The following is a 10,990-nucleotide window of genomic DNA, read 5'->3' as shown; positions in this document are numbered from 1 at the left end:
CATGGATGAATTCGATCCTCGCTTCACCATCATCATTGCAGATGATAACCCCAGCAATCGTCTGACGTTGAAGGCTCTATTGTCCCGCTTGCCGGGGTGCGACATCATTGAGGCGGCATCGGGCGAGGCCACCTTGATGGCCACCATGGAGCACGAGTGCAATCTGATCCTGCTCGATATCCATATGCCAGGGATGAATGGATTCGAAACCGCAGATCATCTGCAGATGACTGCCCGTACACGGAATATACCGATCATCTTCATCACAGCCGTATATCGGGCGGATGAGTTCATCTCCCGAGGTTACGCTGTCGGTGCGATCGATTATCTAGTCAAGCCGATTGATGACAACCTGCTGCTCAACCGCGTCAGGCAATATCAACACCTGCACAGCCGCGAATTGGCCCTGGAGTGGCGCACACAGGATCTGCAACAAACCAACCAGCGGCTTCAGAAAGCGCTCGACCACCTGCAACACACGCAAGACAAGCTGGTTCAATCTGAAAAGCTGGCTGCCCTGGGCTCGATTGTGGCTGCCGTGGCGCACGAGCTGAACACCCCGATCGGCAATTGCCTGACCGTGGCCTCTACGCTGGAGCACAAGCTACATGAATTCGAATCGGCTCTCACCAACCAACAGGGAATCAAACGCTCTCAGCTGGAGGATTACCTCACCACATCCCGCATGGCTACTCAGTTGATGCTGCATGGCCTGGAACGCACCGCTGATCTGGTATCCAACTTCAAACAAGTCGCCATTGACCAGACCAACACGCAACGACGCCACTTCGACTTGAAGGAAACCATTGTCGGCGTGGTTTCGTTGATGTCGGTCAGTCTGCGTAAAACGGCCTATCAGATCCGTACCGACCTGACCGAAGGCATCCAGATGGACAGCTATCCGGGGCCGATAGATCAGATCCTCTCCAATCTGATCAACAATTCGGTCATCCACGGTTTTCATGGGCGCCCATCAGGCGACATCTCGATCCGCACCATTCCGGAAGGCGACAGCGTCACCTTGTTGTACAGCGACAATGGCTGCGGCATGAGCAAAGAGGTGCGCGAGCATGTCTTCGATCCGTTCTTCACCACCCGACTTGGCGAAGGCGGAAGTGGGCTGGGGATGAACATCTGTTACAACCTGATCACCGGCCTGCTGGGTGGCAGCATCGAGATATTGCCGCTTGAGCCCGAGCGCGGCAGCACTTTTGTAGTCAACCTGCCATTGGTTGCGCCAACCACCCTGCAACACGGATGACCGCCTCCCCCAACGGGCACCGCCCTGTCGCCACCATGCGCGATCGACAGGCCACCCATGCAATTCTGATAAACTGTCTCAATTTCGTGGTCATCCCAACATGCATGTTGACGTTGTCGTAGTAGGCGCCGGTGCAGCCGGCATGATGTGCGCCCATGTGGCTGGGCAACGTGGCAAACGCGTCGCCATCATCGATCATGCCGAAAAACTTGCCGAGAAGATCCGCATATCAGGTGGTGGGCGCTGCAATTTCACCAATTTGCATGCCAAGCCTGACAATTACCTGTCAAACAACCCGCATTTCTGCCGATCCGCCCTGGCACGCTTTACCGTCAGAGACTTCATCGACCTCGTCGAGCGACACGGTATTGGGTATCACGAGAAGACCCTGGGGCAATTGTTCTGTGATGACAGCGCGCAGGACATCATCGATATGCTGCGAAACGAGTGCGAAGATGCCGGCGTCAGCTGGTTGATGCCCTGCAAGATCGACAAAGTCGAGCGTAAGACTGAATGTTTCCTGCTGGCCACCAGCCGTGGCGAAATCAGCTGTGACAAGTTAGTGATCGCCACCGGAGGGTTGTCGATTCCACAGATCGGCGCCACCGGCTTGGGTTACGACATCGCCCGGCAATTCGGCCTGAATGTCACGCCGCTGGCACCTGGCTTGGTTCCCCTTACCTTCCAACCGGAGGACTTTGCCCCCTACGCCGACCTATCCGGCATTTCATTCGACGCCATTACCCAGTCTGGTAAGGCCCGGTTCCGAGAAGCCATACTCCTGACCCATCGCGGCCTATCCGGCCCCGCCATCCTGCAGGTCTCTTCCTATTGGAAACCCGGCACCCACATCCACCTCGACTTGTTCCCAGATGACAGCGCTACAGAATGGTTGCTGACCCACCGGCGTAGCGACATGCTGCTGGCCAATCTACTTGCGCAACGCCTTCCCAAACGCTTCGCCACCGCATTTGCTGAGACACACCAACTGAACCAGCCAGTCAAACAGCTGAATGAAAAACAGCTGAAAACACTGGGCGAGCACTTGCACAGCTGGTCATTCAAGCCCAGCGGCACCCTGGGTTATAAAAAAGCCGAGGTCACCCTGGGCGGCGTTGACACCAATGAGCTGTCATCCAAGACTATGGAAGCCAAGAAAGCCCCCGGTCTATATTTCATCGGTGAGGTGGTTGATGTGACCGGCTGGCTGGGTGGGTTCAATTTCCAGTGGGCATGGTCATCGGGCCATGTGTGCGGGCAGAGTGTGTGAATATGGACTGCTTTGGGCGGCTAACCCAGGTTGCTCTTTACCTGCAAAGCCTTTCCGCAGTGTTTATATTGAATCCATCTAGTTCGCAATGGGCAATGTGAGCTTATGATCGGCCAAATGGCAAGATGGTTGCAGATCCACGCTGGGCCTTGTGCGGTTTCGCGCAATGGCAGGATGGCACCCCCGAGGCCATTCCCTGGCGGGCATCCCATCAGACCGTGTGTCAGTTAGCAGTTCCATTCACAGAGGATCTGCCATGCACGATACTGCAGCATACATACGCATGCACGAGTTGATACCAACCTGCTCACCCGCCCGTTCCTCCGCCGATCTTCCGCAATTCAGGCGGGCTCGGTCCATACCGGCCATCGGCAGCCATGACACCCAGCACTCACCTTCCGACTCGCAGGCCAACGCGATAGGTGAACAGCTGGCTGCCCCCCACATCAGGCTCAGGTGTTCGGGTCACAGCCCACCTGACGAAGCACATGGCGGGTTGCCACCACACAGTCGGTGATGCCCTCGCCCGCCCCTGGCCCAAAGTTTTGCTTGTTTCAGCTATAGCTTGATTTACAAGGTGATATCTAGATGTGTTACCTTCCCGTGCCACCGCCCACCTTTGGCCATGACACACCACAATACACTTTCATTGATCTGCCTGCTGGCAAAGTACATGTAATTGCACGACAATGCGTTCCCTTGCATGCTACGCTGATAGTGCGTGACAACGGTATTGGCATTCCACCGGAAAACATGGATAAAATCAGGAATCCTCTTTTTACGACCAAACCGGGCAGTGATGACAACGGCTTGGGATTGAATTTTTTCTACAACATCGTGACCAACATACTGGGTGGGCAGATTGGAGTCGGCAGCCAGGTCAGGGAAGGCGCGTGTTCGATATTGGCCGCGTCATTGATCGCCCCGAGACTGCGCGCGCCGGGAGCGGGCAGATGAGCCAAGATGACGAGTTGCTACATTTCGTCGATGAACTCGACGTGCAGGTCGAAGTCGCTGACCGGAAAAACGCTTGGCAGGTCCTGATTGTCGATGATGACAAAGAGGTTCATCACGTCACCACATTTGCCCTGCGCGATGCCATCATCCAGAACCGCCCACTCAATTTTCTCCATGCTTACTCCGCAGGCGAGGCAGAGCAGATTCTGATCAAGCATCAGAATATCGCAGTCATCCTGCTGGATGTCGTCATGGAGAAAGAGAACGCAGGCCTGGATCTCGTCAAGATCATCCGCGACAAATTAGGCCAGCACGATGTCCGTATCGTGCTCCGCACAGGCCAGCCTGGCTATGCACCAGAGCTTTCCGCTATCCGCGACTACGATATCAACGATTACAAGACCAAATCCGAGCTGACACTGACACGCCTGCTCACCACCATGACCACGGCTTTACGGTCCTATGAGCAGCTCAAGACCATAGCAGCAGGCCAACGCGGGCTGGATCGGATCGTCCACGCCGCCCCTGATCTGTTTGCCCGCAGGACGATGGACAGCTTTACCGAAGGTGTGATCAACCAGCTGTCGGCCCTGCTGGAGGAGACACCGGAAGGTCTGGTGTGTGTCCAGCAACATTCCGAGGGAGAAACCATCGTCAATGCCACGGGGCCACAGTCGCGTTGGATAGGGCAACCCCTGGATACCTTGCCCCAAGCGGATATCCGCGACCTGATCGCCCGCTGTCTGCACACACAAGCCCATGTCCATGACCAATATGCAATTGCACTGTATTTCTGCTCCAGGGCGGGTGATCGCATGGTGGTGTATCTGCCCGTGCATCGCCAACTGGCACAGATCGACCTGAAATTGCTTGAGGTATTCTGCACAAACATCGCAGTTGGCTTTGAGAGTGTTGAGCTGTTCCAGCAATTACACGATTTTGCTTTCTCCGACATTCTTTGCAAGATACCCAATCGGGCAGGGTTGCTGCAGATCATTGATGATCACCGGCAAAGCGGACATTGTGAAGGCTATCTCATTGCGCTGGTGGACATCGATCACTTCTCGGAGATCAATGACGCACTGGGCCATGAAAATGGCGACCGCCTGCTCAAGGCCATTTCCCACCGGCTACGCAGCGCACTGGGTGCCAACTGCAAACTGGCGAGAATCAATGCAGACACATTCGGTATCTATGGCCCAGAGTCGGACATCCGGCCCGATGCTTTGCTGACCTTGTTCTCACCACCATTCGAGGTCAGCAACTATGACCTTCGGGTTGGCGGCACGATTGGGCTGGTCCGGCTTGATGTGATTGACGGCAATGGTCTGGTTGCACTGAAATGCGCAAGCATTGCACTGAACCGTGCAAAAAATGACCAACGCGGCCAATACTGTTATTACACCACGGAAATGGAGCAGGATACCCGCCAGCGGCTGACCTTGCTACATGACCTGCGGGCTGCGATCGACGCCAGGAAGCTCAAGCTTTTCTACCAACCTCAAATCAGCCTGCATGATGGGCGCCCTGTCGGTGCGGAAGCGCTCATACGTTGGCCTGTCGATACCGGTGCATTCATCCCACCCGACCAGTTCATTGGTCTGGCGGAATACTCAGGCATGATCATCGAGCTGGGGGACTGGGTCATGCGGGTGGCGTGCGAGCAGGCGCAACAATGGACGGAGCTAGGCTTCCCTTGGATGCGCATTGCAGTCAACGTTTCGGTGGTGCAGTTCCGCAACCCGGATTTCGTCGCCTCAGTTGACCGCGTATTGAAAGAAACGCGTATCGAACCAGCACGCCTGGAGCTGGAAATCACCGAATCCGTGGCCATGCAGGGTGCTGCCAATGTGGAACCTATCCTGCAACAATTGAAAGCGCTGGGGGTGACCCTCGCCATCGATGACTTTGGCACCGGCTTTTCATCATTGTCCTATCTACAGCGCCTGCCTGTTGATCGTCTGAAGATTGACCGGGCGTTCGTACGAGATATGGGCACCCAATCTGAGCGCAGCAGCATCGCTGACATGATCGTGCGGCTTGGACATGAATTGGGGTTGACAGTGATTGCTGAGGGGGTCGAATCCCCTCAACATGTCAATGCACTGAAACAAATCGGCTGTGAGGAGGCACAGGGTTTCTATTACAGCAGACCCTTGCCGGCCAACGATTTCCTCGCTTGGCTTGCTCCATTCAAAATGTAGTGGCGGTGCCTGACCGGCAGCGGCACAGGATCAGCCGAGCGTTACTTGCGTTGCATCCAGAACAGGAATTTGCCCTCTTCCTGGGCACTTTGCAGTAGTTGGTTGCCCGTCTGCCTGGCAAAAGCATCGAAATCCTTAGGTGTGGCCGGGTCTGTGGCCACTACTTTCAGTATCTGGCCGGAAGCCATGTCCGCCAATGCTTTCTTGGTACGTAGAATCGGTAAAGGGCAATTCAACCCCGACAGATCGATCTCTTTATCTACTTGCATCTTTAATCCTTATGCAGGGCCAGCACCGAAACCTAAGCACAATTGAACAAGGTTGGTGTTGTGACTAGGCCTTGTTCAAACTGGCTTCACTTGTTTCAACCACCATCCCATACGGATATCCACCGCAACCCACAATCAACCCACTGCCTTGCGCAATGGGTGCACCATGAACGCCAAGCAACTGATTTACTTACAATCACCCATGCGCTTGCCGGTATAGGTCTGGTTCAGGTTCTTCTTGTAGGTATTCGAATCCAACACGGCCTTGGTATTACCAGACACGGATGTCGCGCCCAGCTGGGCTGCTCCCTCTGCGCTCACCTTAGGGTAGCCAATACAGTTCAGGGTAAAAGTCGCCTTGCCTGCCACATCTTTACGGTTTGCCACCTCGCAACTATCAGGCGTGGCGCCCGGCACCATCGGCACAATCTTCAGCAGGTTATCGACATCCTCAGCGGCAATACATTTATTCAACTTCAGTGGATGCTGGGACGGTGGCAGGCCTTCCATTTCATTTTTGACGGTAAATTCCCACTGTCCAGCCTGGACGCCGGCAACTGCACTTGCAGAGGCGGCGCTCAACAAGCACCACATTACGTATTTGAGCATTACTTCGCCTTTCCTGTTGCGGGAGATACAACGATCAGATTATCGCGATGAATCATTTCCGGCTCATCGACATAACCCAGTATGCTTTCAATCTGCTTACTCGGTACACGCATGATCCGACGGGCCTCATCAGCCGAATAGTTGACCAGGCCACGCGCCACTTCCATCCCTTCAAATGTGAGACAACTGACCACTTCCCCTCTCAGGAACGCCCCTTGGACATCGACCACGCCGACAGGCAACAGACTGACGCCATCCGTGCGGAGCGCCTGCACAGCACCATCATCCAGGGTCAATCTGCCTGCAACCTGCAGATGATCAGCAATCCACTGTTTACGGGCAGCCAATGGGCTGGTACGCGCGACCAGCTGCGTGCCGATTGCCTCGCCCTGAGCCAAGCGAGACAGCACGTTGGGCTCCCTCCCGGATGCAATGATGGTATGTGCGCCGCTGCCGGCAGCGCGTTTCGCGGCCAGGATCTTAGTCAGCATACCGCCCGTGCCCACAGTGCTACCGGCACCACCAGCCATCTGCTCAAGTTCGGCTGTGCCAGCCTCGGCTTCATCCACGAATTTGGCATCGGGGTGTTTGCGGGGATCTGCGGTATAGAGACCACGTTGATCGGTCAGGATGATCAAGGCATCGGCATCGATCAGATTGGTGACCAGTGCGCCGAGGGTATCGTTATCACCAAACTTGATCTCGGCGGTGACGACTGTGTCGTTTTCATTGATGATGGGAATCACACCCATGCTGAGCAAAGTCAGCAATGTGGAACGGGCGTTCAGATAACGGGTGCGATCAGATAAATCTTCGTGGGTCAGCAGAATCTGCGCGGTACGTAGCCCATGCTCCCGAAAACAGGTTTCGTAAGCTTGAACCAGCCCCATCTGCCCTACGGCAGCAGCAGCCTGCAATTCGTGTAGTGCCTTGGGGCGCATACGCCAACCGAGGCGTTGCATGCCTTCTGCAATGGCACCACTGGAAACCAATACCACTGCCTTACCAGCCCGATTGAGCGCGGAGATCTCCGCAGCCCAGCGCTGCAATGCATGATGATCCAGGCCACGACCATCATTGGTCACCAGACTACTGCCAACTTTGATGACCAGTCGATGTGCGTCGGCGATAACTGAACGAAGCATGGTGAGGTTTCGCAAGCAGTGTAGACAGGCTCGCTATTATAGGCCCACCCCGGATGATCGAAAAGCAAAGTCAGCCATCGTGTCGCAATACTGCTACAGCACGCATGCAGGAAAAAACAGGGCTGACCGATGACGGCATCATCAGCCCTGCCTGGGCAGAACCCCAGATTATCCAGCAGCGTTGAACCAGCACACGTTAACGCACCAAACGGACGCCTGCGTCAAAAACGGTTGCCGTATTACCAGCAACACGGGGCTGCATCGGTGTCACAGTGGTCGGTGCAGTAGGACGTGTTTCACGGACAGGGCGATCAGGCATCGACAACAGACGATTGCGATCACGCACCAACAGCTGGGTGGACTCACCCGCTTGCGCCATCAGCTGGACAATCTTGAATGCCCAGGCAGGCAGTTGCGGGTTGATACGGTAGTACATCCATACGCCATCACGGCGAACCGCGAGCAGCTTGGATTGACGCATTTTGGCCAAATGGCGGGAAACCTTGGGTTGCGCGCAATCAACGGCATGGCACAACTCACACACGGAAAGCTCATCTTCGGTCAACAGCAGCGACAGCATACGGCGGCGTGTTTCGTCAGACAGAACATTGAAGAAGTCGATATCGGTAATCATATTGCTATGGTCCTCGCTGGCTGGTTTAGCACACTAAAAATAGTTTTCACTGATCAAATCGAGACGACCAGACAACCGTCATCATCGAAATACGGTAACTTGGGCGGCTGTGACACATCAATCTTGCGGGTCAGCCGACCAGTCGAATCAAACTGGATCAACTCGCGTGTATCCTGCTTGTACAAAAAATTACAAGGGTCTTCCCAGGCGGCCTCCATCTGCGGCGTCTGCCCTGCCCAAATACCAGAGCACCACAAGCCTTCACTGGATCGAAACGGCTCGCCTGCCCCACACACCTCTTTGATACGCTGAGTCGGCAGCGCATCGTACAATCGCACATTCAACTGGAATCGTCTGATCTTCGCCCAACGTGTCAGCGTAGACAGGCTCAATAGCAATTCCAGATGAATTTGCTCTGCTGCGGCTCGTGGATGCCGAGACACCGCATACAGGTATCGTTTCAACTGCTCACTATATGGACTCATCAACATGACTCTTAGTTCTCGTGTTGATACTTCCATGAGTGGTTGATCGGATAATTCTGTTCCCGTACCACCAAGAAAATACATGACTGACTGTCTACCCGTGGGCAACCAAGGAACTTGCCGGTTATTTGAACGTTCTGCCTGGATAGACTCCGGAAAATACTCTGATCGCAACATCCGGTTCGAATCTGCCAAAACTTGCACCTCGTTTTCCAAATTATGCACTCATCATGCAAACATTCAATTTTGCCTATTTTTTGGTCCACACATCGCCGTTGCCTACCGCCTGAAAATTCCCGCCTGATGGTGATACGGAGTCAACGGCTATCACTTTTCCCGGCGGCGTCGTCTTCTCTTGTGCCAGCACCTTATTACGCTTTGCTACGTCCTCCACACTCGGCAGTGGCGACAGATTGATCGGTTGTGCGATATCGATCGGCTTGCTGGGTATGGCATTGTCAGCTTGCTCTGCGCGTCTGACCGACTCAGGTTTGTACTCCACCGTCTCATAAGCAGAGAGCAGATTCAAACCAATCATCGCCATACCGGCGGTCAAGCTGACTGCATAGAGTGTGGTATCAAATCTTTTCATGGTTTGCCTTTTCAGACCGATGGAATTCGCATCGGCAATCACATAAAAGCACAACTCATGCCAGGAATTTATAATCATTAAAAATCAAATACTTGAAAAACAGCCAATCAACAAAAAAGCAAAGGGCTGTCGCTGTTTAGCGACAGCCCTTTCATTGAAAATTTTTTATTCTTACAAAACAATCACTTGATATGTCGTCAAATCACGACAGCCTCACTCATTTGTCATCTTTGAACGACGCAGGGTCCAATTCATGCCTTTCCAACAGCTTGTAAAACTCGGTGCGATTGCGTTTGGCCAGCCGAGCAGCCTGCGTCACGCTACCATTGGTGATCTTCAGGAGTTGAACCAGGTAATCACGCTCGAACCCACGTCTGGCTTCTTCAAAAGAGGCGATCCCTTCTCCTTGTCTCGACAGCACCATTTCAACGGATGCTGCAGAGATCACCGAGGTGGTACACAAGGCCACCGCTTGCTCGACGATATTCTGCAGTTGCCGAACATTCCCAGGCCAGCTGTTGGTTACCAATAATTCAATGGCCTCTGGCGAAAAGCCGTTGATGTCTTTTCGATAGCGAGGGGCCAGATTTTGCAGAAAGTGTCCGGCCAGCAGGGGAATATCCTCCCGCCGCTTGTCCAGTGGCGGCAGCGTCAACGACACGACGTTCAGCCGATAGAACAGATCCTCGCGAAACGCGTTGTCACGAATGGCCATCTGCAAGTCCCGATGGGTTGCGGAGATGACCCTGACATCGATATCCACCAGCTTGACCGCACCGACTGGTCTGACCTGACGGTCTTGCAAAACCCGCAACAGCTTGACCTGCAAGCTCAACGGCATGTCGCCGATCTCATCCAACAGCAATGTGCCGCCATGGGCAGCTTGAAACAGGCCAGCATGGTCACGCTGCGCGCCGGTGAAGGCACCTTTGACGTGCCCAAACAGCTCTGATTCCAGCAAATGCTCTGGAATGGCGCCGCAATTGATGGCGATGAAAGGCTGATCCCGGCGATGGCTGGCGGCGTGAATGGCTCTGGCCAATACTTCCTTGCCCGTGCCGCTCTCACCTTGAATCAAGATACTGGCATCGCCCTGCGCCACCAACGCTGCCTTGGTCAGCACATCCTGCATGGCTGGATTGCGTGTTTGAATCGCGTCACCGAACGCCGCAGCATGAGGTCCCTCGACCGCAGGGGCTGCGGCGCGCAACGCCTGGGCGACTTCATCCAGCAACACCTTGCCGTCCACCGGCTTGGCCAGGTAGCCAAACACACCACGACGGGTTGCGGCAACTGCATCGGGAATGCTGCCATGTGCTGTCAGAATGATGACCGGCAAGCCAGGGTGCGTACGATGGACCACATCGAACAACGCCATGCCATCCATGCCCGCCATTCTCAAGTCGGTGATGATCAACGAGGGCCGATTCGTCGCAACGGCAGCCAGCGCTTCTTCACCGCTGCTGGCGGCCACCACTTCATGGCCTGCACTGGCCAGCCGTAGATTCAGCAGCCGTAGTAAGTCTGCGTCATCATCCACTATCAATATTTTTGCTGCCGACAT

The 10,990-nt window shown here is 54.7% G+C and carries 11 protein-coding genes; 4 read left to right on the top strand and 7 right to left on the bottom strand.

Annotation, left to right across the window (positions count from 1 at the left end; all coding sequences use genetic code 11):
* Position 1: 1 nt before the first annotated feature.
* The 4 genes from HNQ59_RS07290 to HNQ59_RS07275 all read left to right on the top strand — a co-directional run bounded on the left by HNQ59_RS07290 (position 2) and on the right by HNQ59_RS07275 (position 5,692).
* Complete coding sequence (locus tag HNQ59_RS07290; protein WP_184037123.1) at positions 2-1,261, top strand: sensor histidine kinase; 1,260 nt, start codon at positions 2-4, stop codon at positions 1,259-1,261.
* A gap of 100 nt (positions 1,262-1,361) precedes the next feature.
* Complete coding sequence (locus HNQ59_RS07285) at positions 1,362-2,531, top strand: BaiN/RdsA family NAD(P)/FAD-dependent oxidoreductase (RefSeq protein WP_184037121.1); 1,170 nt, start codon at positions 1,362-1,364, stop codon at positions 2,529-2,531.
* Positions 2,532-3,119: 588 nt separating this feature from the next.
* Entirely contained in the window at positions 3,120-3,488 is a 369-nt protein-coding gene (locus HNQ59_RS07280; RefSeq protein ID WP_281397194.1) for an ATP-binding protein, read from the top strand.
* Positions 3,485-5,692 (top strand): two-component system response regulator, encoded by a 2,208-nt coding sequence (locus tag HNQ59_RS07275; RefSeq protein WP_184037115.1) that lies wholly within the window; start codon positions 3,485-3,487, stop codon positions 5,690-5,692. Before HNQ59_RS07280 ends, HNQ59_RS07275 begins: the two co-directional genes overlap by 4 nt.
* 41 nt (positions 5,693-5,733) lie before the next feature.
* Here HNQ59_RS07275 and HNQ59_RS07270 read toward each other — a convergent pair whose 3' ends face one another.
* From HNQ59_RS07270 to HNQ59_RS07240, 7 genes are all read right to left on the bottom strand, one after another.
* Entirely contained in the window at positions 5,734-5,961 is a 228-nt protein-coding gene (locus HNQ59_RS07270) for a sulfurtransferase TusA family protein (protein ID WP_184037112.1), read from the bottom strand.
* A 186-nt stretch (positions 5,962-6,147) separates the two neighbouring features.
* Positions 6,148-6,570 (bottom strand): DUF3617 domain-containing protein, encoded by a 423-nt coding sequence (locus HNQ59_RS07265; RefSeq protein WP_184037109.1) that lies wholly within the window; start codon positions 6,568-6,570, stop codon positions 6,148-6,150.
* Positions 6,570-7,715: a glutamate 5-kinase gene (proB, locus tag HNQ59_RS07260; RefSeq protein ID WP_184037106.1), complete on the bottom strand. Its 1,146-nt coding sequence runs from the start codon at positions 7,713-7,715 to the stop codon at positions 6,570-6,572. The genes HNQ59_RS07265 and proB overlap by 1 nt, the downstream gene beginning before the upstream one ends.
* Before the next feature lie 196 nt (positions 7,716-7,911).
* Complete coding sequence (locus HNQ59_RS07255) at positions 7,912-8,349, bottom strand: metalloregulator ArsR/SmtB family transcription factor (protein WP_184037103.1); 438 nt, start codon at positions 8,347-8,349, stop codon at positions 7,912-7,914.
* A 53-nt stretch (positions 8,350-8,402) separates the two neighbouring features.
* Positions 8,403-8,834: a hypothetical protein gene (locus HNQ59_RS07250; RefSeq protein ID WP_184037101.1), complete on the bottom strand. Its 432-nt coding sequence runs from the start codon at positions 8,832-8,834 to the stop codon at positions 8,403-8,405.
* A gap of 250 nt (positions 8,835-9,084) precedes the next feature.
* Entirely contained in the window at positions 9,085-9,426 is a 342-nt protein-coding gene (locus tag HNQ59_RS07245; RefSeq protein WP_184037099.1) for a hypothetical protein, read from the bottom strand.
* A 217-nt stretch (positions 9,427-9,643) separates the two neighbouring features.
* Entirely contained in the window at positions 9,644-10,990 is a 1,347-nt protein-coding gene (locus HNQ59_RS07240) for a sigma 54-interacting transcriptional regulator (RefSeq protein ID WP_184037096.1), read from the bottom strand.

The sequence above is a fragment of the Chitinivorax tropicus genome, from assembly GCF_014202905.1.
Lineage (GTDB): Bacteria > Pseudomonadota > Gammaproteobacteria > Burkholderiales > SCOH01 > Chitinivorax > Chitinivorax tropicus.
This window is presented reverse-complemented; position numbering and strand designations above follow the sequence as displayed.